Origin of the sequence: Kribbella sp. NPDC056861 (assembly GCF_040687575.1) — a bacterium.
Classification (GTDB): domain Bacteria; phylum Actinomycetota; class Actinomycetes; order Propionibacteriales; family Kribbellaceae; genus Kribbella.
On sequence record NZ_JBFBNQ010000004.1, the window covers coordinates 655,157 to 678,069 of the forward strand.

25 protein-coding genes are annotated in these 22,913 nt (G+C 67.4%); 14 read left to right on the plus strand and 11 right to left on the minus strand.

Features of this window, described 5'->3' with window-relative positions; all coding sequences use genetic code 11:
* Nucleotides 1–12 precede the first annotated feature (12 nt).
* From AB0P21_RS22650 to AB0P21_RS22670, 5 genes are read right to left on the minus strand one after another with little or no spacing between them, the layout of a single operon-like run.
* A complete protein-coding gene (locus AB0P21_RS22650; RefSeq protein ID WP_363699115.1) occupies nucleotides 13–1,629 on the minus strand; it encodes a glucoamylase family protein in 1,617 nt (538 codons plus the stop codon).
* Nucleotides 1,630–1,645: 16 nt separating this feature from the next.
* Entirely contained in the window at nucleotides 1,646–2,458 is an 813-nt protein-coding gene (locus tag AB0P21_RS22655; RefSeq protein WP_363699116.1) for a carbohydrate ABC transporter permease, read from the minus strand.
* Nucleotides 2,458–3,354, minus strand: a complete 897-nt coding sequence (locus AB0P21_RS22660) for a sugar ABC transporter permease (protein ID WP_363699117.1) — start codon at nucleotides 3,352–3,354, stop codon at nucleotides 2,458–2,460. The genes AB0P21_RS22655 and AB0P21_RS22660 overlap by 1 nt, the downstream gene beginning before the upstream one ends.
* 6 nt (nucleotides 3,355–3,360) lie before the next feature.
* A complete protein-coding gene (locus tag AB0P21_RS22665; protein ID WP_363699118.1) occupies nucleotides 3,361–4,653 on the minus strand; it encodes a sugar ABC transporter substrate-binding protein in 1,293 nt (430 codons plus the stop codon).
* A 13-nt stretch (nucleotides 4,654–4,666) separates the two neighbouring features.
* Nucleotides 4,667–5,842: a LacI family DNA-binding transcriptional regulator gene (locus tag AB0P21_RS22670; RefSeq protein ID WP_363699119.1), complete on the minus strand. Its 1,176-nt coding sequence runs from the start codon at nucleotides 5,840–5,842 to the stop codon at nucleotides 4,667–4,669.
* A 117-nt stretch (nucleotides 5,843–5,959) separates the two neighbouring features.
* Here AB0P21_RS22670 and AB0P21_RS22675 point away from each other — a divergent pair, with 117 nt between their 5' ends.
* Nucleotides 5,960–6,547, plus strand: a complete 588-nt coding sequence (locus AB0P21_RS22675) for a histidine phosphatase family protein (protein ID WP_363699120.1) — start codon at nucleotides 5,960–5,962, stop codon at nucleotides 6,545–6,547.
* Between the two features lie 16 nt (nucleotides 6,548–6,563).
* On the plus strand, nucleotides 6,564–6,959 hold the full coding sequence (locus AB0P21_RS22680) for a hypothetical protein (RefSeq protein WP_363699121.1): 396 nt from the start codon (nucleotides 6,564–6,566) through the stop codon (nucleotides 6,957–6,959).
* On the opposite strand, the gene AB0P21_RS22685 is transcribed toward AB0P21_RS22680, so the two are convergent.
* Nucleotides 6,960–7,364: an NUDIX hydrolase gene (locus AB0P21_RS22685; RefSeq protein ID WP_363699122.1), complete on the minus strand. Its 405-nt coding sequence runs from the start codon at nucleotides 7,362–7,364 to the stop codon at nucleotides 6,960–6,962.
* A 78-nt stretch (nucleotides 7,365–7,442) separates the two neighbouring features.
* On the opposite strand from AB0P21_RS22685, the gene AB0P21_RS22690 reads away from it, so the two are divergent.
* The 10 genes from AB0P21_RS22690 (at nucleotide 7,443) to AB0P21_RS22735 (ending at nucleotide 16,144) form a co-directional block, all read left to right on the plus strand.
* Nucleotides 7,443–8,327 (plus strand): PHP domain-containing protein, encoded by an 885-nt coding sequence (locus AB0P21_RS22690; RefSeq protein WP_363699123.1) that lies wholly within the window; start codon nucleotides 7,443–7,445, stop codon nucleotides 8,325–8,327.
* Nucleotides 8,324–8,941: a MarC family protein gene (locus AB0P21_RS22695; protein WP_363699124.1), complete on the plus strand. Its 618-nt coding sequence runs from the start codon at nucleotides 8,324–8,326 to the stop codon at nucleotides 8,939–8,941. The genes AB0P21_RS22690 and AB0P21_RS22695 overlap by 4 nt, the downstream gene beginning before the upstream one ends.
* A 100-nt stretch (nucleotides 8,942–9,041) precedes the next feature.
* Nucleotides 9,042–9,764 carry an alpha/beta hydrolase gene (locus AB0P21_RS22700; protein WP_363699125.1) on the plus strand — a complete coding sequence of 241 codons (723 nt, stop codon included), beginning with the start codon at nucleotides 9,042–9,044 and terminating at the stop codon, nucleotides 9,762–9,764.
* Nucleotides 9,761–10,639, plus strand: a complete 879-nt coding sequence (locus tag AB0P21_RS22705; protein ID WP_363699126.1) for an alpha/beta hydrolase — start codon at nucleotides 9,761–9,763, stop codon at nucleotides 10,637–10,639. Before AB0P21_RS22700 ends, AB0P21_RS22705 begins: the two co-directional genes overlap by 4 nt.
* 452 nt (nucleotides 10,640–11,091) lie before the next feature.
* Entirely contained in the window at nucleotides 11,092–12,879 is a 1,788-nt protein-coding gene (locus tag AB0P21_RS22710; protein ID WP_363699127.1) for a DUF222 domain-containing protein, read from the plus strand.
* Nucleotides 12,880–13,365: 486 nt separating this feature from the next.
* On the plus strand, nucleotides 13,366–14,205 hold the full coding sequence (locus AB0P21_RS22715; protein ID WP_363699128.1) for a hypothetical protein: 840 nt from the start codon (nucleotides 13,366–13,368) through the stop codon (nucleotides 14,203–14,205).
* Complete coding sequence (locus AB0P21_RS22720; protein ID WP_363699129.1) at nucleotides 14,202–14,513, plus strand: hypothetical protein; 312 nt, start codon at nucleotides 14,202–14,204, stop codon at nucleotides 14,511–14,513. The genes AB0P21_RS22715 and AB0P21_RS22720 overlap by 4 nt, the downstream gene beginning before the upstream one ends.
* Nucleotides 14,514–14,595: 82 nt before the next feature.
* Entirely contained in the window at nucleotides 14,596–14,907 is a 312-nt protein-coding gene (locus AB0P21_RS22725; protein ID WP_363699130.1) for a hypothetical protein, read from the plus strand.
* Between the two features lie 86 nt (nucleotides 14,908–14,993).
* Complete coding sequence (locus tag AB0P21_RS22730) at nucleotides 14,994–15,833, plus strand: hypothetical protein (protein WP_363699131.1); 840 nt, start codon at nucleotides 14,994–14,996, stop codon at nucleotides 15,831–15,833.
* Nucleotides 15,830–16,144: a hypothetical protein gene (locus AB0P21_RS22735; protein ID WP_363699132.1), complete on the plus strand. Its 315-nt coding sequence runs from the start codon at nucleotides 15,830–15,832 to the stop codon at nucleotides 16,142–16,144. The genes AB0P21_RS22730 and AB0P21_RS22735 overlap by 4 nt, the downstream gene beginning before the upstream one ends.
* Here the strand turns inward: AB0P21_RS22735 and AB0P21_RS22740 are convergent.
* Genes AB0P21_RS22740 through AB0P21_RS22750 form a run of 3 tightly spaced genes read right to left on the minus strand, consistent with a single transcriptional unit; the run spans nucleotide 16,121 to nucleotide 18,742 of the window.
* The gene (locus AB0P21_RS22740; RefSeq protein WP_363699133.1) at nucleotides 16,121–17,086 is read right to left on the minus strand and encodes an ATP-binding cassette domain-containing protein; all 966 of its coding nucleotides are present in this window, start codon (nucleotides 17,084–17,086) and stop codon (nucleotides 16,121–16,123) included. The two genes, AB0P21_RS22735 and AB0P21_RS22740, sit on opposite strands and share 24 nt — an antisense overlap.
* A 2-nt stretch (nucleotides 17,087–17,088) precedes the next feature.
* Nucleotides 17,089–17,952 (minus strand): ABC-2 family transporter protein, encoded by an 864-nt coding sequence (locus tag AB0P21_RS22745; protein ID WP_363699134.1) that lies wholly within the window; start codon nucleotides 17,950–17,952, stop codon nucleotides 17,089–17,091.
* Nucleotides 17,945–18,742 carry an ABC-2 family transporter protein gene (locus AB0P21_RS22750; protein WP_363699135.1) on the minus strand — a complete coding sequence of 266 codons (798 nt, stop codon included), beginning with the start codon at nucleotides 18,740–18,742 and terminating at the stop codon, nucleotides 17,945–17,947. Before AB0P21_RS22750 ends, AB0P21_RS22745 begins: the two co-directional genes overlap by 8 nt.
* A 352-nt stretch (nucleotides 18,743–19,094) precedes the next feature.
* Here AB0P21_RS22750 and AB0P21_RS22755 point away from each other — a divergent pair, with 352 nt between their 5' ends.
* Together AB0P21_RS22755 and AB0P21_RS22760 are read left to right on the plus strand one after the other, a co-directional pair.
* Nucleotides 19,095–19,613 carry a sigma-70 family RNA polymerase sigma factor gene (locus tag AB0P21_RS22755; RefSeq protein WP_363699136.1) on the plus strand — a complete coding sequence of 173 codons (519 nt, stop codon included), beginning with the start codon at nucleotides 19,095–19,097 and terminating at the stop codon, nucleotides 19,611–19,613.
* On the plus strand, nucleotides 19,610–20,695 hold the full coding sequence (locus AB0P21_RS22760) for a hypothetical protein (RefSeq protein WP_363699137.1): 1,086 nt from the start codon (nucleotides 19,610–19,612) through the stop codon (nucleotides 20,693–20,695). Before AB0P21_RS22755 ends, AB0P21_RS22760 begins: the two co-directional genes overlap by 4 nt.
* Before the next feature lie 183 nt (nucleotides 20,696–20,878).
* Here the strand turns inward: AB0P21_RS22760 and AB0P21_RS22765 are convergent, their stop codons facing one another.
* Both AB0P21_RS22765 and AB0P21_RS22770 read right to left on the minus strand, forming a co-directional pair.
* On the minus strand, nucleotides 20,879–21,883 hold the full coding sequence (locus AB0P21_RS22765) for a winged helix-turn-helix domain-containing protein (RefSeq protein ID WP_363699138.1): 1,005 nt from the start codon (nucleotides 21,881–21,883) through the stop codon (nucleotides 20,879–20,881).
* Nucleotides 21,884–22,021: 138 nt separating this feature from the next.
* Nucleotides 22,022–22,879, minus strand: coding sequence for an alpha/beta hydrolase (locus tag AB0P21_RS22770; protein WP_363699139.1), 858 nt, complete (start codon nucleotides 22,877–22,879; stop codon nucleotides 22,022–22,024).
* Nucleotides 22,880–22,913 lie beyond the last annotated feature (34 nt).

Consider the following 22,913-nt stretch of genomic DNA (forward strand, 5'->3'; position numbering starts at 1 on the left):
CAAGGGCTCCCACTACTCCAGTCCGGACGAGAACTGCTCCATCGCGATCACCGGCCGGATGCCCCGCTCGGCCCGCCGGTCGGCGAAGTTCCGGCGGATCAGGTCGTTGCCGAAGACATTGCCGATGGCACCCATCACCATGGCCTGGTCCAGCGCGAGATAGCGCTTGGCGATCAGCCCCGACTTCACCGCGACCGCGTCGTAGAAGCCGCCGGCGCCGTACGCGTGCAGCTCCTTCTCGATCTTGCTCAGGTTCGCGATCGCCTGCCGGGGCGCGTAGCTCATGGCCAGGAAGGCCGCGTGCGGCGTGACCACGCCGTCGCCGTACGTCGGGTTCGGGTTGGCGCCGTCGCGGCAGCCCTCGAAACCGCCGTCGTAGTTCGTGCCTTCCAGGTCGGACGGATAGCCACCGGGATCCATCCCGATCGGCTCGACGCCGTAGACGGCGTATCCGCCCTTCGGGTTCGACGCGGGGGAGAAGCCCCAGTAGCCGTACTTCGCCTCGAGCAGCCCGTGCTCGATCTGCGCCCGGACGGTCAGCGGGTGGTTGATCCCCCAACTGCGCGGCGCCCACTTCGCTTCGGGCACGAACAGGTCAGGCATCAGCGACTCGAACATGTCGCCACCCCAGGACGGGACCAGCCGCATGCCGCGGTACGAGTAGGTGCCCTCGTAGACGTCGAGCCCGAGATAGGTGCGGTGCACACCCTTGGGGCGCTGCTCCACCCAGGACCAGTCGCAGGAGTCCGGGAAGGTTCGGTAGGTGGCGAAGTACTGCGTGTGCGGCACCTGGCCGAGCGCGAAGCCGATGTAGCCGGCGATCCGGGCCTCGGTGTTGAGGGTGTCGTAGTGGAACTTGCGGTAGTAGACGTCCGGACCGGTACCGGCGTGGTTGCCCTTGTCGGTTTCCTCGTCGGGCGGCGACGTCTCGAAGAATCCACCGCGCATCAGCCCGCCGGGCCGGGCAGCGGGGTTGTAGTAGTAGGCGAAGTTCATCTTGTTCAGCAGCGAGTCGGCCAGCCGGCGGACCCGCGGCTCGGCGTTGCGGACCACCATCAGGGCCGCGGCGAACCAGCCGTTGTCCACGCTGGAGACGAACGGCGTGATCTGCTTGGTGCCGTCGGGGTCGACGGTGAGCACCTCGCCGGTCGCTTCGTCGTACCAGTTGAAGTACATCCCGCTCGGCTCGTGGTGGTCGACGCGCGACATCGTCGTGAGCGTCTGGGTGAGCCGCCGGACCGACTCGTGCGGCGAGATGATGCCGAGCTCGCGGGCGACCACGACGCTCCACAGGTAGCCGCCGATGTTGGTCGGCGAGGTGTACTTGCTGCGCACCGGGCTGCTGACCGAGGCGCCGATGTTGTCGGCGGGCAGGCCGGTCGTCTCGTCGGTCATCGCGACCAGGCTGCGCCAGGTGTCCCGGGCCCAGCGGCCGACCAGCGCGCGGTCGTGGCGACTCGGGTGCCAGTTGCCCTTGAGCAGGGCGCCGGGATCCCGGCCGGCGGCGCCTTGCAGACCGGCGGCGCCCTGCGGACCGGCGTACGAGCTGGTGGTGAGGCCGGCGGAGCCGGCCAGTGCGGCACCGCCGGTGGCGGCCAGGAGCGTGCGTCGGCTGATGTTGGCGGTCATCGGAGCCTCCAGAGAGTTATTTGATGCCGGTGATGGCGATGCCCTTGGTGACATGGCGCTGGAAGGCCAGGAAGATCACCAGCACGGGTACTACGACGACGACCGCGCCGGCCATCAGCAGGCCGAAGTTCTGCGCGTTCTGTCCGGTCGAGTACAGCGCCAGGGCGACAGGAAGGGTGTACTTCTCCTCGGTCTGGGCGACCACGAGCGGCCACAGGAAGTTGTTCCAGGAGCCGAGGAAGGTGAGGATCCCGAGGGTGGCCAGGGCCGGCCTGGTCAACGGGAGCATGATCCGGGCGAAGATACCGAGCTCGCTGCTGCCGTCCACCCGGGCGGCATCCATCAGGTCGTCGGGCAGGCCCTGGAAGAACTGCCGCATCAGGAAGACCCCGAACGGCGAGACCAGGAACGGCAGGATCAGGCCGGGATAGGTGTTGGCCAGCCCGGCGTTGGTGACGAGGACGAACAGCGGGACGAAGGTGACCACGCCGGGGATCATCAGGGTGCCCAGCACCACGACGAAGAGCGCGTTGCGGCCGTGGAAGTTCAGCTTCGCCAGCGCGTAGCCGACCATCGAGCAGAACAACAGGTTGCCCGCCGTCACCGCGAGGGCGACCACGGTCGAGTTGACGAAGTACCGGGGGAAGTTGGCCTTGCTGAACAGGTCGTCGTAGTTCTGCGTGGTCGGTGCCTCCGGCAACCAGGTCGGTGGGACCCGGAGCAGCTCGCCCTGGGTCTTGAAGCTGCCGAGCAGCATCCACAGGAACGGCGCGGCGACCGCGATCAGGCCGAGGACGGCGATCAGGTAGATCCACCAGGTGCGGCGCATCACTTCTCCCTCAGCAGCCGGAACTGGATGAAGGTGACCACGGCGATCACCACGAACAGCAGGTAGCTCATCGCGGTCGCGACCCCGTAGTTGCCGAAGCCGAACTGCTGGTAGGTGTACATCGACACCGACACCGTGCTGTTCAGCGGACCACCCTGGGTCATCACGAACGGCTCCTCGAAGAACTGCAGGTAGCCGATCCCGGTGGTCACGCTGGTGAACAGGACGGTTGGCCGCAGCAACGGCAGGATCAGGTACCGGAACCGTTGCCACGAGCCCGCACCGTCCAGCTGGCCGGCCTCCTCGACGGTAGCCGGGATGCCCTGCAGACCGGCCAGGAAGATGATCATCGCCGAGCCGAAGTTGCGCCAGACGGCCATCATGATCAGCGACGGCATCGCCCAGGTCTTCGAGGCGAGCCAGTTCGGCCCGTCGATCCCGACCCAGGACAGCACCGTGTTCAGCAGCCCGGCGTCCGGCGACAGCACGAACCGCCAGATCACCGCGATGGCGACGATCGAGGTGATCACCGGCAGGTAGTAGCCGACCTTGAACAGACTCTGGAACCGCTTGACGCCGCGATCCAGCAGCAACGCCGCGGCGAGCGCGAGGCCGAGCGTCAACGGGACGCCGACCAGGACGAAGTACGCGGTGTTGAGCGCGGCCTTGCGAAACGTCTCGTCCGACAGCGCCTTGACGTAGTTGTCGAAGCCGACGCCGTTCACCGCGAAGGGTGTCCGGAGGTCGCGTTGCTTCAGGTCGGTGAAGCTCATCCCGAGCGACCCGAGCACCGGCCCGGCGGTGAACGCCAGAAAGAGCAGTACGAAGGGCAGGGTCAGGATCCAGGCGGCGGCGGTCTGCCGCCCCCTGGAGCCTCTGACTGCGACTGAACTCATCAGCGATCAGCTACCGGTGCCGATCGACGCGGCCTTGGTCTGGATCGCCTTCGCGGTGTCGGCCGGCGACTGCCCGGACTTCGCCATCTTCTCCACCTCGGCGTCGAACGCGGTCGCGACCTGCTCCCAGTTCACGATCGCCGGCGGCGCCTTGGCGTCCTCCAACTGCTTGCCGAACACCGGCAGCAGCGGGTCACTCGCGATACTCGGGTCCTCCCACGCGCTCTTCACCGCCGGCAGGTCGGTCGACAACTTGAACCACTGCGCCTGCGTCTTGGCGTCGGACAGCCACTTCACCAGCTTCCAGGCACTGTCCTTGTTCTTGCCGTTCTTGAACACCACGAAGTTGCTGCCACCTACGAACGACGTCGCCGTCTTGTTCTTCGGCAACTGGAAGACCCCGATGTTCGCCTTCATCGCGTCCCCACCGAGCTTGGCCACCGAGCCGGCCATCCACGGACCGGAGATGAACATCGGCACCTGACCGCTGACGAACTGCGCCTCGGTCTGGTTCGGCGGCAGGTCGCTGCCGGCCAGCTTGTCGGTGAAGAAGCTCTGGTAGTACTTCAGCCCCTCCTGCATCTCCGGGGTGTCGAAGGTGAACTCCTTCTGGTCGTCCCCGGTGATCGCCGCACCCGCGGACCAGGCGAACGGCATCACCGTCTGCCACGACCCGGTACCGCCCGGCTGCAGATTGATCCCGTACTTCGCACCGGCCTTCTCCTGCATCGCCTTGGCCATCGCCTTCAGCCCGTCCCAGTCGGTCGGGGGAGTGGTGATGCCGGCCTTGGCGGCCAGGTCCTTGCGGTAGTAGACCAGCCGCGTCTCGACGTACCAGGGCACGCCGTAGCTGGTGCCGCCGACCTTGGTGGTCTCGTTGGCGCCCTCGAAGAAGCCCGCGGTGTCGATGTTGCCCGGCGTCGGGTCGAGCGCGTCCAGGTCGGCGAACTCACCCATCCAGGTGGTGCCGACCATCGCGGCGTCCGGCGTCGTCTGCGCGGTGATCGCGGTGGTGAACTTGCTGTGCGCGGCGTCCCACGGGATCGGGGTGACCTTCACCTTGACGCCCGGGTTGGCCGCCTCGAAGGCAGCGGTCAGCTTGGGCAGGTTCTCCCCTTCGGTGCCCATCGCCCAGACGGTCAGTTCGCCGGTGGCGGGACCGTCCCCGACACTGGTCGTTGCCTTGGGCCCGGAATCCGCGGTCTCGGCCGAGCGGCCGCAACCGGTCAACGCGAGCGCGGTCGCCGTGAGTGCCGCACCGCCGATCACCAGTCGGCGGCGGGTGGTCTGGGTGAACATCAGTTGTTTCTCCTCAACCGGTTGATCGTGCTGCTTGTCTTTCCCCCGGTGCCGTGCCGCAACTACCGCGCAGCACGAGTTCGGTCCCCAGTACGTCGTTCCGCCCCCGGGTGCGTTCTCCGGTGATCCGCTCGGCCAGCCGCTGCGCCGCCAACCGGCCCAACTCGGCCATCGGCTGGCGGACCGTCGTCAGCCCCGGGGACACGTAGCGAGCGGCCATCACGTCGTCCCAGCCGGTCACCACTACGTCGTCGGGTACGTCGATGCCGCCTTCTCCCAAGGTCTTCAGGATCGCCAGCGCCAACTCGTCATTGGCGCAGACCAAAGCGTCCGGCCCTGGGCCTCGCCCTCGCTCTGGTGCCGGCCCTCGCTCTGACGCCGCCCCTCGCTCTCGCCCTGGCCCTGTCCCTGCGGACCTGCGCAGCTCGCCTCCTGCCGCACCGCGGCCGGCCCCAACGGCTCCGCGGGCTCCATCGGCTTCAGCCAGGAGCGAGGTCGCGAAGGCCGCACCCGCCTCTTCCGTGAGCGGCACTCGCTCCGGCTCCGGCACATCCAACCCCCGGGCGCGCAGCGCCGCCGAGAAACCTGCATAGCGCTCGGACACGTCGTACGAGCTGGCGGGATCACCAACGAACAGCAGTCGGGTGCGCCCATGGTCGAGCAGCCGTGCCGTGAGCTGTTCAGCACTCGATGCGCTCTCCGTGCGGACCGAATCACACCCCGGCACCGGCGGATGCGCGACCAGCACCACCGGCACATTCGCCCGCCGCAGCCCCTGTACCGCCGGCAGATCCAGCGCGTTGCCGTGCACAACAATCCCGTCCACCCGCCCAGCCAGATCGCGCAGGCTCCGCGCCGGATCAGGATTGCCGTGGGTGACAGTCAAAATCACGCTCTGACCGTGCTCACCGGCCCACCGCTCGTACCCCATCAGCAGATCCCCGTAGAACGGACCGGCCAGATCGGGCAGCACCAGCCCGTGTGCCTCGTGACGCTGCACCGCGAGACTCCGGGCGGCGCGCAGCGGTACGTAGTTCAGCTCGTGCGCCGCATGGTCGACCCGCGCCCGAGCCTTCGCCGATACCGGCCCGGTCCCTTGCAGGACACGCGAAACCGTCGCGATCGACAGCTTCGCCAGCGCCGCGACGTCGTAGATCGTCGCGGGCCTGCCGGTCGGTCCGGACGCCATCGCTCGGTCTCCTCCAGGTCAAAGTGGAAGCGCTTACAGTTTTCGACCTTGCCTTGGCTGGCGCTGGTTGGTCAAGGGCTCGGCCCGGTTGGATCGCTCTTCTGCGACGATGTCGTGGTGACCACACACGCAGAGTCAACGGAGCGGAAGGACCGGCTCTGGCTGGTTCGCCACGGTGAGACCGAGTGGAGCAAGTCGGGTAAACACACGTCGACCACCGACCTCCCGCTGACCGCTGAGGGTGAGCGGATCGCGTCCTCGCTCAAGGAACGGCTGGCGGCCCAGGAGTTCGACCTGGTGCTGACCAGCCCGCGGCAGCGCGCCCGGCGTACGGCGGAACTCGCGGGCTTCGCGCAGGCCGAGGTCGATGACGACCTGGTCGAGTGGAACTACGGCGACTACGAGGGCATCACCACCGCGGAGATCCGCAAGACCGTACCCGGCTGGACGGTCTGGGCCGATCCCGTACCCAACGGAGAAACCCCGGCCGAGGTCGCCACCCGGCTGGACCGCGTCAACACCCGGATCGCCGCCGTCGACGGCGACGTCCTGGTCTTCGGCCACTCGCACGCCCTCCGCGCCCTGACCGCCCGCTGGCTCGAACTCGACGTCACCGAAGGTCGCCACTTCGTCCTCAACACCGCCACGGTCTCGGTGCTCGGCTGGGACCGCGGCTCCCCGGCCATCCACCAGTGGAACGCCTGACCGTCACACTGGAGGAATGCGCCACAAGCTGCTCACCTGCGTCGCGCTGACGCTCGTGCTGGCGGCGTGTACGAGCACTCTCGACTGCAAACCCTGCCTTGGAACTGGGTACATCGACATCAGGCCCGTCCGTGCGGGCAGCACCGGCACCCGGATCTGCTTCGACGGCCAGTGCGGCGCGCTGCAGCCGATACCGACGGAGAAGGCCGGACTCGATGAGTCGGTCTCTTTCGGATCGGAGATCTACGACGCCTCGAGCATCACGCTGGAGCTCTACAACGGAAAACAGTTCCTCAAGTCGTACACCGGCCAGATCGATGTCAAGCGGCCCAAGCCCCGGAAAGACTGCAGCTCGTGCGGCTCGATCCGCTTGGCCCCGGCGGACGACAACACGCTGGTACGAGTGAACTAGCTACCCTGGCAGTGCGTTCCACTGCGCCAACGTCGACGCGAGCAACGTCGTCGTCGGCAGATTCTCGAACTCCTCGCGACTCACGAACCGCGCATTCAGCGCATCGTCACCCGCCACCAGTGTGCCACCGACCGACTCCGCCTGGTAGTCACGAATCACATAGAGCCGCCCGTTCGGCGCATCCCGCTCGACCTCGCCGACCAGCTCCCCGACTGCGACCTCGAGCCCGGTCTCCTCGGCAACTTCCCGCGCCACCGCGGCCGGATCGTCCTCGCCCGGCTCGACCCGCCCACCAGGCAACGACCACAGCCCGCGACCGGGTTCGTTGGCCCGCTGGACGACCAGCAGCCGGTGCTGTTCGTCGTACACGAGAGCGCCGACACAGTCGACCCGCTGCTGTTCCATGGGGAAAACCATAGGCCCGCCGCCCGGCCCGATAGCATCAGCGCTGACAGTTGTCCAGAGAAGGGATCCCGATCACTCGTGCGCATCGACCTGCACACCCATTCGAACCGCTCGGACGGCACCGACCCGGTCGACGTCCTGATCGCGCACGCGAAGCGGGACGGCCTGGATGTGATCGCGCTCACCGATCACGACACGGCCGACGGCTGGGGCGAGGGGCGTCGGGCCGCCGAGGACCTCGGGATCGGCTTCGTGCCGGGGATCGAGATCTCCTGCAAGCTGAACGGCATCAGCGTGCACCTGCTCGGGTACCTGCCCGATCCGTCGTACCAGCCGCTGGCTCGCGAGCTGGCCACCGTCCGTGAGGGCCGTACCGACCGGCTGCCGTCGATCGTGGCCCGGCTCAACAACCTGGGCGTCGCGCTGACCGTCGACGAAGTACTGGCGCAGGCGACCGGTACGCCGTCCGTCGGCCGCCCGCACGTCGCCGACGCGCTGGTCGCCAACGGCACGGTCGCCAACCGGAGTGAGGCGTTCGACCGGTTCCTGGCCGACGGGCGGCCGGGACACGTGTCGCACTACGCGATCGACCCGGGGCGCGCGATCGACCTGGTCCGCGGCGCCGGCGGCGTACCGGTGATCGCGCATCCGTGGGGCCGGTCCAGTCACAAGGTGATGACCGCCGAGATGATCGCGTCCCTGGTCGACGAGCACGGCCTGGCCGGGATCGAGGTCGACCACCAGGACCACTCGCCCGAGTCCCGTACCGCGCTGCGCGCGATCGCCCAGGACCTGGGCATCATCGCCACCGGCTCGAGCGACCACCACGGGATCGGCAAGATCGACCACGAGCTGGGTGTGAACACGACGGACCCGGAGCAGTTCCAGCGGATCCTCGACGTCGCCAAGGCGAACGCGTCCACCGCGGTGGATGTGACGGTTCCAGAGGCGTACCTGCCGTGAACGAGATCATCAACCTCTCCCTGCTCAGCTCGGTCTTCGTCACGCTGTTCGTGATCATGGACCCGCCCGGCACCGTGCCGGTCTTCATCTCGCTGACCGCCGGGCAGTCGCGCGCAGTACGGAAGAAGGCTGCCTGGCAGGCGGTCCTGGTCGCCTTCGGCGTGATCGTGGCGTTCGCCGCCTTCGGTCAGCAGATCCTTAGTCACCTGGGGATCTCTCTGCCCGCCCTGCAATGCGCGGGCGGCTTGCTCCTGCTGCTGATCGCTCTGCAGTTGCTGACCGACACCGCCGAGGACCCGGTCCAGACCAAGAACGTGAACATCGCCTTCGTCCCGCTCGGCACCCCGCTGCTGGCCGGTCCCGGCGCGATCGTCGCCACCATGGTGTTCGTCCAGCAGGCCGACGGGAAACTGCCGGACGTGGTGGCGATCTCGGTCGGCATCGTGCTGATCCACCTGGTGATGTGGCTGACGCTGCGCTTCTCCGGGCTGATCATGCGGGTGCTGGGGGAGAACGGCGTTCTGCTCGTCACCCGGATCGCGGGTCTGCTGCTGAGCGCGATCGCCGTCCAGTTGGTGGCGGACGCGGTGACGGACTTCATCAAGGCGGGTTAGTTCCCGCCTGGTACGCCCGGCTGGTTCATGCCAGCCGGATGTGCGCGCCGTACCAGCGTCGGTCAGCAGTCTGTAGTCACCACATCAGAGGGGCGACTACATGTTCACCAAGACTGCCGGCCGGGTGCCTGTCCCCGGCGCGACCCTGTACTACGAAGTGACCGGCCGCGGCGGCCCGGTCCTGCTGCTGATCGCCGGGGGAGGCACTGATGCGGCGATCTTCGACGGCATCGTGCCGCAGTTGGCAGCGCAGTACACGGTCGTCTGCTACGACCCACGCGGCAATTCCCGCAGCCCGTACGACGACGCCCCGGCCGACGAGAGCGTGAGCATGGCCGCCGAGGACGCGTTGGCCGTGCTCGACGCGATCGGCTGCGACGTACCGGCGTACGTCTTCGGCAGCAGCACCGGCGCCATCACCGCGATGGAACTCCTGGTCCGCCACCCCGACCGGATCCGCCTGCTGATCGCCCACGAACCGCCGGCCATCGAACTGTTGCCGGATGCAACGTCAGCGCGCGCGTTCTTCCACGAGTTCCCCGAACGAATGGAAGCCAACGACGAAATCTTCTCCACCCACAAGCTACTGCCCTTCACCAGCTACATCCCCGACGTAGCTGCCTTGGTCGCCCTGGAAGACAAATTCGTCCCAGCGGTCGGCAGCGAATCATCCAAGATCCTCCCCGCCGAACCGATCCTCGCCCTCGCCGATCGCGTCGGCTGGGACGTCATCGCCTTCCCCGGCGGCCACGGCGGCTACGCCAGCCACCCCTTCGAGTTCGCCACCCTGCTCCACCGCGTCCTGACGGGAGCCCTCCGATGACCACCCGAACCCTGAACCAGCTCCCCGTCCCCGGCGCCACCCTCCACTACGAGGTCACCGGCTCCGGCCCCATGCTCCTCCTGATCCCCGACGGCGACAGCGACGCCGGTGCCTTCGACGACATCACCGCGCACCTGTCCACGGCGTACACCGTCGTCGCCTACGACCCCCGAGGCAACTCAAGAAGCCCTTACATTCCAGCCGTTCCGGACAACCCAACCCCCGCCGCCACCCCGGCCTCGCTTACCGACGACCCGGTGGCCACCTCCACCGCCGACGCCCTGGCCCTGATCGACCTACTCTCCCCAACCGCCCCAGCCTTCGTCTTCGGCACCGGAACCGGCGCCATCACCGGCCTCGACCTAATCACCCACCACCCCAGCAGAGTCCGCCTCCTGGTAGCCCACGAACCCCCTTGCATCGAACTCCTCCCCACCCCCACCGACGCCCGAGCCTTCTTCGAAGACGTCCACGCCACCAACCTCCGAGAAGGCCCCGAAACAGCCCAACTCCTCTACGCCGGCGGCACCGGCCTCTCCGAAGACCCCCTCCCCAACCCCGAAGACCTCCGCCCCGAATACAAAGAACTCCAGTCCCGCACCAGCAAAAACACCGAAACCTACTTCGCCCACAAACTCCTCCCCTTCATCACCTACACCCCCAACCTCCCGGCACTCCTCCCACACGCCACCAAAATCATCCCCGCCGCCGGCCAACAAGCCCCCAACCACCTCCCAGCCCTCCCGATCTTCACCCTCGCCACCCACCTCGGCTGGCCAGTAGTCACCTTCCCCGGCGCCCACCCCGGCTACCTCAGCCACCCCACCCCTTTCGCCACCCTCCTAACCCAAGTCCTGGAAGCCGAACTCACCTGACCCACCCACCAGCCCAAGCCCAAGAGCAAGAGCAAGCCCAAGAGGATAGATCCTCGAGCTGAGCCGGGCGACCAGAGTGACTACCGGCTTGGTCGATGCAAGGGTGCACCCACGGACTCACGGACCACGGGGCTAGCCGGTGCACTATCGCCTTTGACGTCAGCCCGCTCAGGGCCGACGGCGAGCGACTGGGGCTGGTCGCTAAACGCGTCGCAGGGCGGTCGCCACCGGGGTGGCATCGACCAGGGTCGATCAGCGGTTCGCTAGACAAGATCGCCAGCGTCGTTGTCGAGAACAACTATCGGCGCACCGCCCACCGGAGACGCCTCGTTCGCGCCGAGCTGCCAAACAGTCTACTGATTTTCCGGGTTAGCCCGATGTGATGTTTCCTCTTTGTGGATAAGGGGAAACTCGGCCGATTTCTGTCGGTCGGATCGTCTAGCCTTTGAGGTATGGACGACCGTGCGGTGGTGTTGATGAGCGGCAGCGAACTGCTGTCCGCCTACGACGCCCTGCACGAAGAACTCGAGGAACTCAAAGCCCGCCAGGCCCACATCCTCAACCGCCTCGACCAGCTCGGCTACGCCGCCGAAGTCGGCGCCCACGACACCGCCCGGCTGCTGACCCACCGATACAGGCTCGATCCCACCGAGGCCCACCGCCGCGTCCACTTCGCAACCAGGCTCCACAAGTACCCGGTCGTCGCCGCCGCGCTCGCCACCCCCTACCTCGACCGCACCACCGACGACGATGACAGCGACGCCCCCATCGACGGCGACTGCGGAGACAGCGACAGCGGCGAGAGCGCAGTGGTGCTGCACATGGGTCAGGCCGAAGCCATCGTGTCCGCCCTCGACAAAATCCCCGCCCGAGCCAATGTCGCCGTCGAAGACCTCGCCGAAGCCGAACTCCGCATGGTCGAAGCCGGCGAACACCTGTCACCGTCCGGTCTGCGGACACTGGGTGTCCAGGTCCGCAACCTTCTCGACACCGACGGCCCCGAACCCCGAGAAGACGCCGCCCGGCGCCGCGAAGAGGTCTGGACCAAGAAAACCGACGACGGCGGCATCCGCTTCGGCGGCTTCTACGCCGCCGAGAACGCCGAAGCCCTGGAAACAGTCCTCCAGGCCGGTGCGAAGCCGCACAACACCGACGACGGGGACCCGGACCCGCGGTCTCGCGGGAAGCGTCAGGCTGATGCGTTGATGGACGCCATGACCATCGCCCTCAACTCCGGCGACCTGCCGGCCCGCGGCGGCATCAAACCCCACATCACCGTCACCATCGCCCTGAAGGATCTGCTCGAGGCCGGCAAGCACGCCACCGGCGATCTGGCCTTCGGCGACGGGTTGTCGGCGGCCGCGGTCCGTCGTCTGGCCTGTGATGCCGGGATCATCCCCATCGTGTTGGGCTCCGCCGGCCAGCCTCTCGATGTCGGCCGTGAGCATCGCTTGGTCACCCCTGCGATCCGCAATGCGTTGAATGTCCGTGATCGAGGCTGCGTGGTCTGCCACGCCCCACCGATCTACTGCGACGCCCACCACGTCGTCAGCTGGGCCGAAGGCGGCGACACCAGCCTCTCCAACATGGTCCTGCTCTGCCGCGTCGACCACACCTCGCTGCACCAGGGCCACTGGACGGTCGCGATCGAGGACGATCAGGTGAAGGTCACTCCACCTGCCTGGGCGAACCGCCCTTCCGGTAGGCATCGAAAACCACCCTCGCTCAGCCCTGCTGCCCCCGCACCTCTCGCGGCGACAGACGCTGACACCTGCACGCCACCTGCAAAGCCGACCACCACCACAAGCCATCACTCACGTGCGGACGCGACAGCAAACGCCACCGAGCCTTCACCCACCACCAACGCCGACCCAGCCCGATTGGCCACAACCGGTACCGACCCAGCGCCGCCCGCCACTGCTGGTACCGACCCAGCGCCGTCCACCACTGCTGGTACCGACCCAGCGCCGTTCACGACCGTGGGTACCGACTCATCGCCGTCCACCACTGCTGGTACCGACCCAGCCCGACGCACCACCACCGGTGCCGACCCAGCGCCGTCCACGATCACCACTACTGACCCACCACCACCCACACCAGCGCCCACCCGCCGCCGGTCGCACACCAACGACAGCACCTGGATTACTCCTGAAGAGGTTGCGGCCTTGAACCCATGGCCTGACCTCGGTGTAGCTCAAGACCACACGGAGGGCGGCGAACCATTGGCCCGACCCGCCTGAGCCGCTCGCCCCGGCGAGGAGGCGAACACCCCAGCAGTTCGACCACGCCTCGCGCGTCCGGAGTGGTCGGAGCTCCCGGAGAGGTTGGCCACCGTGTGGGCGGCCGCGTGACTTCCGGCAATCCGCATGGTGCGGCTGTACGGCGGCATCAGGACCAGTGGATCGTCAGACGTCGAGGCGCGTCGGGATAGAGTCACCGACCTCCTGAGGCACGAGCTGTCCGGCCGAGCCCCCGTGGCGATCGCCGCCGATGGACGCCTCCTCATCAGCAAATCGAATCCGCACCAGCCCAAGCTGCAGCCGCTACTACGCGGCGCCAGCCCAAGCTGCAGCCGCTACTACGCGGCAAGGAGAGCAGTGTCAGCTTTGCTCACGATCACCACCACCCCTCACCCCCGACCGAGTTATCCACAGATTCGGATTGACGCCCCACGGGCGGTTGCTGGCTCCCTACGGTTGGAGGACCGAAATCGACAGGGGGACCAGATGCCGCCGACCGGCCTCAGCGACGTACTCGAGACCAGTGATTTGCTTGCCGCGTTCAAGCGGCATGGTGAGGTCGAGTGGGGCGACGATCTCCCGTCGGCGGCAGAGATCGCGCGGTTGTACGGCGTACCGGCTGCGGTCCGCAGTCTCGAGTTGCTGCAGCACACGGTCGGAACTGAGCCGCGCGTCACGGCGGAGTTTCTGAAGGCGCTGCCTTCGTCCGGGGCGCCTTATCACCTTGCCTCGAGGATCAAGTCGGCTCATTCCCTGGCCCGGAAACTTGCTGATCGGCCCCGCAAAGGCCGGTTGGGGAAGCCGCCGGAGGACATCCTGCGGTACACCGTGCTGACGCAGGTTCCTGAGATGCTGGTTGTGGCGGCCCGGCATACGCTCGATGAGTTGGTTCGAGCCGGGTGGCAGGTCAGGTCAGCGATGCACTCCTACACGGAAGGCTCGCGGTACAAGGGGATTCACGCTCTACTACAGACAGGATCCGATGATCGGGTCGAGGTGCAGTTCCACTCGGTCGCCTCGGTGCGGGTCAAGGAGCTGACCACCCCGTACTACGAAATCGAGCGCAGCGCCCGGGCGTCTCCGGACGAACGAACTGCGGCGCGGCGGGAGTGCATCCGGCTGTCCGCCACCCTGGTGCAGCCGCAGGGCCTCGCCGGGCTGACCGAGCTGGGTGGGCAGCCGGTCAAGGTCAACAATTACAGTGATTCCCGCACCGGAGCAGGCGCGAAAGCTCCGGTGGCAGGGCAAGGTCGGAGTCAGCGTCAGGGTCACCAAGCTGCGGAACAGCCGGTGGCAAAGATCACCAAGGATGGGATCAATCGATGAAGCTCTTTCTGCTCAAGGAAGACGACGAGCCCGTGTGGGTGGCGGCGTTGGCGCACGAGACGATGTACGGCTATGTCCCCAACACCGGCAAGTTCCACGACAACAATGCCTTGCGCAACGATTACTACATGGAGCGCGACTTCAGCTACCAGCCGATCGGCAGCGCTGAAGCGCGCAGGCTGATCGACGAGGTGCTGACCCCGTTCGACGAAGACGACTACGCCGACGTACTGGCCGAGTGGCGTGCCGATCCCAAACCCCTCGAGGCGGCCGAGGTTCTCTCCATGGCAGCCGGCTTCAACCCCTGACCGGGTTGTCCGCGGATTCTGATGTCGCCCCGCGGTCGGGTGGCGCGTTGACCTCCCGAGTAAGAACTGGAGTGATGCAGCGATGAAGCTCTACTTGGTGAAAGAACGCGATCGGTCGGTCTGGGTGGCTGCGCTGGCCAACGAGGTGATGTACAGCTACGTGCCGAACACCGGCAAGTTTCACGACAACCTTGCCCTGCGCAACGACTTCTACATGGAACGCCATTTCTCCTACGACGAGATCGGGAGCGCCGAGGCCCGCAGGCTGATCGACGACGGACTGGGCCGGCTGGACGAGGCCGCGTATGCCGAAGCCCTCGTCGGGTGGCGTGCCGATCCGAAACCGCTCGATCCAGCCGAGGTGTTGTCGATGGCAGCCGGCTTCAACCCCTGAAGAGTTGTCCACAGATTCGGAATCGGGCCCCACGGGAGTGTTTCTGCTGACTACGGTCGGAGTATCGATCGAGGCAGGAGGAACAGATGGCGCCCGCCGGAGAAGGCTTGGCAGGTCTGCCAGAGCCAGGGGAGTTGCATGTGCGGATGTCGGTGCTCCGGATGCTCGACTGGGGTGATCCGATTCCTTCGAAGAAGGCGATCGCCGAGGAGTTCGGTGTGGTGGCGACGACGCGAAGCCTGGCCTTGCTGGCCGAGGTCGCTGCAGTGGAACGGGCCGTGACCGAGGAGCTTGTTGCCGCAGTACGGCCAGGGATTGTTGCCTATCAGCTGGAGTCGAGGGTGAAGTCGCCGCAGTCTCTTGCCCGCAAACTCAGTACCGTCAATGCCTATCGGGCGAAGCAGACAACGCCTGAGGATCTGCTGCGGTACACAGTGGTGGCGCCAGAGCCGGATGATCTGGTCGAGGCGGCCGGCGACACCGTGGAAGCGCTCCGGTCAGGCGGGTGGGATGCGGAGGCGGCGCATCACTCGTACGTCGACGGGAGCAGGTACAAGGGACTGCATGCCTTCCTGCGGGCTCACGGCATGTTGGTCGAACTGCAGGTCCACTCACGGGAGTCGATCGACATCAAGACGCAGACGACCTTGTTGTACGAGATCGAGCGCGATCCGCGGCAGGACAAGGAAACACGGGCTGGAGCGCGTGCGCAGTGTGTCGCTCTCTCGGATGGGATGCGCCAACCTGTGGGGATCGAGAGGCTCAGTGAGCTCGGCGGCGTACCGATGGCAGTGAGAAGCTACGGTAGGTCGAGCAGAGCGCCCGCGCCTCGGCCTGAGACCGGGACGCAGCGCCCGGCCGAAGCCGGTCCGGCAGCCTCACAGCGGGTGACAAACCTCGAGCACCGAAAGGGGAGGTCGCGATGACACGACTCTTCCTGGTCAGTGAAGCCGGCCAGCAGGTATGGGTGGCCGCGTTGATCGACGAAGACATCTGGACCTATGTGGCCAACACCGGGCGCTTCCATCGCAACGCGGGGCTGCGGCACGACTTCTTTGTGCTGAACGAGCTGGAGTACGCCGAGATCGGGTTGTCGGAGGCTCGCCGGCTGATCGCTGCCGGCCTCGGGACGTTGACGGAGGAGTGGCAGTCGGACGCGCTGGACGCCTGGCAGCAGGATCCCCAGGCGTTGACCACCGAGGACGTCTTCGCCTCACACATCGCTGACCTTGCCTGAGTCGGCGTACAGGCGGGCGATGACGGATTCGATGCTCGGGTCCGAGATCGACAAATCGACCAGCGGATAAGACGCAGCGATCTGGGCGACCAACGGTGCGGCGCTCGTGGTCGGTGGGAAGCTGAGATGCTGGCGCGGGCCTTCGGTTTTGGTGACTGTGGTGCCGGGGATGTCGATGGGTGGCAGAGAGGTCGCCAGGTCGACGATCAGGGTGCGGGGTGCTGACTGGCTGGCGCGGAGGCCGGTGAGGGTGCCGTCGTAGATCTGGTGGCCGTGGTCGATGACCATCACGCGGGAGCAGAGGGCTTCGATGTCGTCGAGGTCGTGGGTGGTGAGGATGATCGTGGTGCCGCGGTCCTTGTTGACCTGGGCAAGGAACTCGCGGAGACGGGCCTTGCTGATGATGTCCAGGCCGATGGTGGGTTCGTCCAGGTAGACGATCTCGGGGTCGTGCAGGAGGGCGGCGGCGATGTCGCCGCGCATTCGCTGGCCGAGGGAGAGTTGGCGGACGGGGACGTCCAGCAGGGAGCCCAGGTCGAGGAGTTCCACGAAGGTGGCCAGGTTTTCCAGGTGCCGGGCTCGCGGTACGCGGTACAGCTTCTGCAGGACGGCGAAGGAGTCGCGCAGCGGCAGGTCCCACCACAGCGTGGTGCGCTGGCCGAAGACGACGCCGATCCGGTTCGCCAGTTTGAGGCGGTTGCGGGACGGGTCGACGCCGACCACCCGGATCGAGCCGCCGGTCGGGACCAGGATGCCGGTGAGCATCTTGATCGTGGTCGACTTGCCGGCGCCGTTCGGGCCGATGTAGCCCATCACCTCGCCGGGCTCGACGGTGAAGGACAAGCCGTCGACCGCGCGCACCTCCCGCCGGGTACGGCGCAGGCCGATCCGGCCCCGCACGGTGAAGGCGCGGGACACGTTCTCGAGTTCGATCACGGACACAGCTAGCTCCCTGTACTGCGGTAGCGACGGAGCCCGCCTCGCCAGGCCAGGGCCGCCAGCGCGAGCATCGCGACGGCGACCACCGGGGCGAGCAGGCCGATCCAGGACGGCAGCCCCAGTGGGGCGGGTTTGCCCAGCACGTAGAGCACCGGGTAGTAGTTGACGAAGGCAAGCGGTACGACGAAGGTGACGGCCCGGACCACGTCCTTGCCGAAGACCATCAGCGGGTACTGCGTCAGCTGCTGCCCGCCGTAGGTGAACGAGTTGCTCAGCTCGGCCGAGTCGATCGAGATGAACTGGAACGCGGCGCCGAGCACGAAGATCGCTGCGAAGATCGCCGTCCCGCTGACCAGCGAGACCGCGAGAACGATGCCCTTGGCAACCGTCCAGTCGACCTCGGTCCGCGGCACCGCGACGGCCAGCACCAGCGCGGCCTGCAGCGGCCGGCCGATCCGGCGCAGCACGAAGTCGTTCGCCACCGCCTGGACGAACGCGGGGGTCGGCCGCACCAGCCAGACGTCGAGCTCGCCGGACCGGATGTGCTGCCCGACCCGGTCGAGGGAGCCGGTCAGCAGGTTCGCCAGCCCGAGCGTCATCGACGCGGTGCCGTAGAGCATCGCCATCTCACCCAGGCTGAAGCCGCCGAACGACCTGATGTGACTGAACATCAGGAACACCGCGGCGAAATCGGTCCCGGTGATCAGCACCCCGGTCAGCAGACTCAGCGCGAACGACAGCGGATAGGCCAGCCCCGACCGCATCCACATCATCACCAGCATCCAGTACTGCGCCGGCCAACCAGCCGCAGTCCGCAAACCGCCCCGCAAACCACTCCGCGAACCATCCCGCAGATCAGACTCAGCCACCCGCGATCACCACCCGACGCGTCGCGAGGTACGTCGCCAGCCACCCGGCCAGCGCAAGCACCAGCACCCACCCCAACTGGAACCCCAACGCGGCGCTGATCCCACCCGGATTGCGCCCGAGCCAGACATCGATCGGCACCTGCAGCGTCGCCGCCCACGGCGTGGCCCGAGCCACCTCGCCGATCCACCCGGGGAACAGCACCAGCGGCAGCGTCGACCCGGAGAAGAACAGCGACAACGCCATCGCCAGGTTCTCCATCCCGCGCGAGTCGGTGATCCAGAACCCCGACAACGCCACCAGGTACCGAACCCCGAAGCTGACCGTGATCCCGAGGACGATCGCCACCACAACCGCCAGCCACTGCCGCACCGACGACGGAAACCGCAGATCGAACACCAACGCCCCGACCAGCAGCGGAGCGCCACCCCGCACCAGCAGCTGAAAGGCAGCGCGCCCGGCGTCGATCGAGAGCCACCACAGCATCAGGTGAGCCGGCCGGTACAGGTCGACCGCGATCTCACCGGTCCGGACCCGATCGCCGAGCTCAGTGGTGGTGCTCGCGCCGAAGATCCCCACTGGCAGCAGCAGGCCCTGCTGCAGCCAGACGAAGGTGAGCGCGTCGGACACGTCGTACCCGCCGAGGCCGGGGCGCGCGTCCCACAGCGTCAGGTAGACGCCGCAGAAGATGAAGCCGAACACCGTGTTGGTGAAGGCGCCGGACCAGGTGGCGATCCGGTACGTCGAGAACCGGCGGAACGACCGCGCCGCGATCGCCCAGTACACGCCCATCACGAACCTCCTTCGGAGCACTGGAGTGGTGTCCGAAACAGGGCTAGCGGCACGCAGAACCGCCCCCGTTCCGGAACGGCCGGGGGGTTCGGACACCACTGTGGCGGCAGGCGAAAGCCATGCCGTTGTCAAGGGAAGGAATCGGACAGTACGCGCGCCCGCGACGCACCGTCAACTCGTTTCCGGCTGCACAGGACCGCCGCCACCTGCCAGGCTGGAGCAGAGACGAGGCTGTGTCAGGACCGTGATGGTCCGGGCCGCGCCAGGCCATGACTTGGCGTGACGGCTCTCGTTGACTTGCCGGAGGGCCCAACCGGATCAGCGTTCGCGGGGTAGACAAGGTATGCCGACGATGACGGAAGACCCGGTGCCGGCCAAGCATCCGTCGGCCGGTCCACCGGCCGACAGCAGCGGCTTCGTCGACTGGGTGCGCCCTCATCTGCCGGCGATGGCCAGACTGGCCGCGCGCCTCGCGGTCGGTGCCGATCGCGACGACATCGTCCAGGAGGCCCTCACCCGGGCCTGGCTGAAACGCGACCAGTACGACGGATCGCGCGGCGCGGCCTCCTCCTGGCTGCTCGCGATCACCGCGGACCAAGCCCGCAAGGCGGTCCGGAAGCTGCGCCCGGTCGCGGAGCTCGCCGATCACGACGAGCCGGTACTCCGGCCCGACGTCGAGCGCCGGGTCGACGTCGACCAGGCGCTCGGTGAGCTGTCGCCCCGGCAGCGCCTCGCGGTCGACTGCTTCTACTTCGCCGACCTGTCGATCGCCGACACCGCGGCCGTGATGGATTGCTCCGAGGGCACCGTCAAATCCACTCTTTCCGACGCGCGGGCCCGCCTGCGCTCCTTGCTGGAGGTCAGCGAATGAACCCGACCGACAAGGTCGACGACCTGCTGGCGAAGGCCGGCGCCCAGTGGCGCGCGAGCCAACCGTCGGCGCCGGAGCCGGACCTCGACCGGATCACCGGCGGCAGCGGCAAGCAGCAGAAGCGTCGCTGGCTGGTCCCTACCCTGGCGGCGGCGAGCGTCGCCGCGATCGCCGTCGCCGCTCTGACCGTGCTGCCGGACAACTCGGACAACAACGAACCAGCCGTCGCCCCGCCGGCCAACAGCTCACCGACCCCGCAGCTCGCCGAAGGCAGCGCCCGGGTGGGTAAGCCGAGTGCTCAGGATCTGCTGGTGAGTAACGGCGACAAGGTCGAGGTCAATGGTCAGGTCATCGCCGCGCCCGGCCAGGACCCGGTCTACTGCCAGGTGCTCGTCAGGGCCGCGCCGGCGAGTGAGTCGACGTCCGCGGAGCCCGCGCCGAACTGCGGCACCCGGGGTATCAAGCTGATCGGGTTCGACCCGGCCAAGATCACCGATCCGCAGACCATCCAGGGGGTCCGCGTCGGCAACGCCCGCATCGTCGGAATCTGGAAGGACAGGACCATCACGGTCGAGGAGCAGACGCCGTACCAGCAGCCGCCGGGCTGGGCCCCGGACGCGCTGGCCTGTCCCGCGCCGCCCGGTGGCTGGAAGTCGAAGCCGAGCAACTTCTCGACCACGCAGGTGCAGAACTTCCTCAAGGCCAACGAGGGCGTGATCTCCGGGACCCGGCTGAAGTACCCCGCCGGGCAGAGCCGGACAGCGCCGGTGGTGATCGCGGTCGGCGTCGCGAAGGGCGATCTGGACGCCTTCCGGGCCAGGTTCGAGAAGATCTTCACCGGCAACCTGTGCGTCTTTCAGGGCAAGGTCAGCCTGACCGAGAACAACCTGCTGACCGATCGGATCAGCGACGTGATGGGCAGCCAGAACGATCTCGACATCTCCTCCGGCGGTGGCCAGGGGCCGGACGACGGCACCTCCACGATCAGCTTGCTGGTGGTCAACCAGAAGGTGCTGGACGCCTTCACCCCGATCGGGCTGGAGAAGCTGACCTTCGAGCCCGAGGTGAAACCGATCCGCTGACCTCCCCGGGCCGAGGGCAACAACGCAGACAACAACATCTCAGCGGTGACCTCGCCGCTGGGTATCTTTCGAACCGGGCTGATCACAGCCCTGGCGCTGACCATCGCCAGGCCTGTTGCACCAGGCCGGCGATTTGAAGACGCGCCGGGCAGCAGCTCCCATTCTGCCCGGCGCGTCGTTATCTCAGCTCAACAGATCCACCAGCGCATCGCCGCGCGGAGTCCGCTGGATCCGGACCTCGCGGCCGGCCCGCTGACGCAGTACCAGACCTGCCGCGGCCAGTTGGGTGCAGTGGTACGTCGCTGTGCTCGGGCCCGCGTCCAGGTGATCGGCCAGGCCGCCCATGCTGCTGGGGCGGTTCAGAGCGCGCAGGATCGAGGCGCGGATCGGCCCGATCAACAGGGTCAGGCTGTCGGTCGCCTCTGGTGTGCTGGTGCCCAGCCGACTCAAGCCCGGTACGGGGTAGCCGAGCCAGGCCTGCTCGGGCTCATCGAGGTTGAACACCGAGGCCGTCGCGCCGGAGACAAGCGGGACCAGCACAACCGGCCGCTCGGCCAACTCCACGCGGTACGGGTGCCGGTCGGACAGGTAGAGCGTCTCGGCGTCGTACCGGACCCGGTTGCTCAGGCTCGCGAACAGGACGTCCAAGCCGCCAGTGACAGCGGCGGCACCGATTCGCTCGGTCTCGCGCGCCCGGAGTGCGGTGGACTGCTGCCAGATCGGTGCGTACGCCTGCCAGGCTGCGGACAACACCCGGACGTACAGGCTCAGCCATCGCCGCGGTTGCCGGAGTGCGCTCTGCCAGGGCTGCGGTACGTCGCCCTCCCCGAGTTGGTCGACGCCTTCACTCAGCTCGTCGGGGGAGACATCGGCGACCTGGGCGAGCTGGTCCTTGACCGGAGCGCCGTCGATGCCTAGTGGCGTCAGACAGCTCGGAAGCAGCGCCCGGGTGCGGTCGAACATCGGGATCACGGCCTGCGCCGCGTCGACCGGCAATTCGCGCCGGATACTCCTGATCCAGTCCGGCGAGATGCCCTGCCGTGGACCGCCGAGGGCGTCCACCACCAGCGAGACCAGACTGGCCATCGGCGCCGGCGCCACCGAGATCCGGACCTGGTCCAGCCTGCCCAGGACGAGTTCGCTGTGCGCCGGACTGCGGGTCGGCGGTGAGATCACCTCCGCGGTCATGACGTTCCCCACCAACAGCTTCGCTCGGACATCCACTGTCCCTCCGCTCGGCCAACTTGGACTAGACCAAAATAGGTCGGCCGGAGGGCCAGCGCACGGAACATTCAGTTCTGATGGAAACCCTTGCCTGTCGGCGCCCTACTGTCGGTGGAAGAAATCCACCAGCAACCGGGCAGTGGCGGCCGGCTGCTCGATCGCGGGGGAGTGGGCGGCGTCCGGCACGATCTGCGCCCGTACGCCGAGCCGCTCGGCCATCTCGTTCTGGACCGGCAACGGCCAGCCGTCATCGGATTCGCCGTACAGGACCTGGGACCGGACCCCGGTCGCGGCCAGCTTCTCGGTCCGGTCGTCGGCGTCGATCAGCCGCCGGGTGATGGCCGCGAGCCCGGCCGGAGTGTTCCCGGTGAACCGCTTGCGCAGGAAGGCCGCGACATCATCGGCCGGTACGACGTACCGCGGGTTCTTGCGGTCGTGCTCCAGCTTGAGGTCGTAGACCTGCTCGATCGGCAGGTTCTCCAGCCCGTACGCGAGCATCTGCAGCCCCTGCAGTTTCTCCTCGTCGCCGAAGGCCTGCGGGCCCGAGCAGAGCAAGGTGATCGTCGAGAACAGACTCGGGTCGATCAGCACCGCTTCGCGCGCGACAAGTCCGCCGAACGAATGCCCGACCAACTGGCTGTAGCCGCCCAGCGCCTGGCTCATCGCGACCACGTCGGCACCGAACTCGGCCAGCGTGTACGCCGACGGGTCATCCGGTCCCGGAGTCTCGAACTGGCCGCGCTGATCGACCGCAACAGCGATCCAGCCGTACCGGGCCAAGTGGTCTACCAGCGGAGTGAAGTCCTCCTTGCTGCCGGTCCAGCCGGGGACCAGCAGCACCGTGCCCAGCGGCGTACCGATGTCCGGTTTCGCCTGCAGGGTGGCGAAGTTGCCACGATCGGTCTCCAGCGTCGCGGGGTGAACCCCGTCGGGCAGCGTCAGCGTGCGCGGCGTACTCACGCGTCCACGGTATCGGGTCCGGGGATCGGGTACG

Bases quoted from the DNA above. Each gene is read 5' to 3' on its own strand.
- AB0P21_RS22720 (WP_363699129.1), top strand. From the start codon at position 14,202: ATGAAGCTCTTTCTGCTCAAGGAAGACGACGAGCCCGTGTGGGTGGCG.
- AB0P21_RS22670 (WP_363699119.1), bottom strand. From the start codon at position 5,842: ATGGCGTCCGGACCGACCGGCAGGCCCGCGACGATCTACGACGTCGCG.
- AB0P21_RS22755 (WP_363699136.1), top strand. From the start codon at position 19,095: ATGACGGAAGACCCGGTGCCGGCCAAGCATCCGTCGGCCGGTCCACCG.
- AB0P21_RS22685 (WP_363699122.1), bottom strand. From the start codon at position 7,364: ATGGAACAGCAGCGGGTCGACTGTGTCGGCGCTCTCGTGTACGACGAA.
- AB0P21_RS22660 (WP_363699117.1), bottom strand. From the start codon at position 3,354: ATGAGTTCAGTCGCAGTCAGAGGCTCCAGGGGGCGGCAGACCGCCGCC.
- AB0P21_RS22725 (WP_363699130.1), top strand. From the start codon at position 14,596: ATGAAGCTCTACTTGGTGAAAGAACGCGATCGGTCGGTCTGGGTGGCT.
- AB0P21_RS22700 (WP_363699125.1), top strand. From the start codon at position 9,042: ATGTTCACCAAGACTGCCGGCCGGGTGCCTGTCCCCGGCGCGACCCTG.
- AB0P21_RS22710 (WP_363699127.1), top strand. From the start codon at position 11,092: ATGGACGACCGTGCGGTGGTGTTGATGAGCGGCAGCGAACTGCTGTCC.
- AB0P21_RS22730 (WP_363699131.1), top strand. From the start codon at position 14,994: ATGGCGCCCGCCGGAGAAGGCTTGGCAGGTCTGCCAGAGCCAGGGGAG.
- AB0P21_RS22680 (WP_363699121.1), top strand. From the start codon at position 6,564: ATGCGCCACAAGCTGCTCACCTGCGTCGCGCTGACGCTCGTGCTGGCG.
- AB0P21_RS22705 (WP_363699126.1), top strand. From the start codon at position 9,761: ATGACCACCCGAACCCTGAACCAGCTCCCCGTCCCCGGCGCCACCCTC.
- AB0P21_RS22655 (WP_363699116.1), bottom strand. From the start codon at position 2,458: ATGCGCCGCACCTGGTGGATCTACCTGATCGCCGTCCTCGGCCTGATC.
- AB0P21_RS22760 (WP_363699137.1), top strand. From the start codon at position 19,610: ATGAACCCGACCGACAAGGTCGACGACCTGCTGGCGAAGGCCGGCGCC.
- AB0P21_RS22715 (WP_363699128.1), top strand. From the start codon at position 13,366: ATGCCGCCGACCGGCCTCAGCGACGTACTCGAGACCAGTGATTTGCTT.
- AB0P21_RS22735 (WP_363699132.1), top strand. From the start codon at position 15,830: ATGACACGACTCTTCCTGGTCAGTGAAGCCGGCCAGCAGGTATGGGTG.
- AB0P21_RS22650 (WP_363699115.1), bottom strand. From the start codon at position 1,629: ATGACCGCCAACATCAGCCGACGCACGCTCCTGGCCGCCACCGGCGGT.
- AB0P21_RS22665 (WP_363699118.1), bottom strand. From the start codon at position 4,653: ATGTTCACCCAGACCACCCGCCGCCGACTGGTGATCGGCGGTGCGGCA.
- AB0P21_RS22750 (WP_363699135.1), bottom strand. From the start codon at position 18,742: ATGGGCGTGTACTGGGCGATCGCGGCGCGGTCGTTCCGCCGGTTCTCG.
- AB0P21_RS22765 (WP_363699138.1), bottom strand. From the start codon at position 21,883: ATGACCGCGGAGGTGATCTCACCGCCGACCCGCAGTCCGGCGCACAGC.